General features: G+C 63.6%; 2 pseudogenes. Both read right to left on the bottom strand.

What is annotated here, in order from left to right:
* Positions 1 to 534: pseudogene (locus ACV229_RS40605) on the bottom strand (electron transfer flavoprotein subunit alpha/FixB family protein); the annotation flags it as partial.
* Positions 535 to 551: 17 nt separating this feature from the next.
* A pseudogene (locus ACV229_RS40600) lies at positions 552 to 684 on the bottom strand (electron transfer flavoprotein subunit beta/FixA family protein); the annotation flags it as partial.

Genomic DNA, 684 nt, shown 5'->3' with positions numbered 1-684 from the left:
GAATTGCGAGACTCCGGCGTCGGCTGCCGCTTCGATCTTCTCGACCGCTGCGCTGCCGCCTTCCGCTGCAACCGGGTCGAATCCCGTCGAACGCACCGTGATCACCTTGATCGGATCAGAAGATTGCACCGTCGCGATCGCGTTGCCCGCATAGATCGGGCGCTCGAACGTGTCGGCCGAATCGACCGCCGTGATGTCCGAGATCTGCGCAACGTCCAGCTTCGCGGCGATACGCGGCGCGATGTTCTTGCCGTAGGCAGTCGCCGGCGCCAGGATGTGCGAATAGTCCTTCGCGATGTTCAGCGCGGTTGCCTCGACGTTTTCCGCGAGGCCTGCGGCCAGTTGCGGTGCGTCGGCCAGCAGGACCTTGCTGACGCCGGCAATCTTCGCGGCTGCATCTGCAGCCGCTTGTGCGTTGTGACCCGCGACCAGCACGTGAATGTCGCCGCCGATCTTCTGCGCAGCAGCCACCGTGTTCAACGTCGCTGCCTTGATCGACGCGTTGTCGTGTTCGGCAATAACCAGAATCGTCATTTTCTTTCCGCTCCCTCTTACAGCACCTTGGCTTCGGTCTTCAGCTTCTCGACCAGCGTCTTCACGTCCGGCACCTTCACGCCGGCCGCGCGCTTCGGCGGCTCCGCCACCTTCAGCGTCTTCAGACGCGGCGTCACGTCCACGCCAAGC

The sequence above is a fragment of the Burkholderia sp. MR1-5-21 genome, from assembly GCF_053427715.1.
This window is presented reverse-complemented; position numbering and strand designations above follow the sequence as displayed.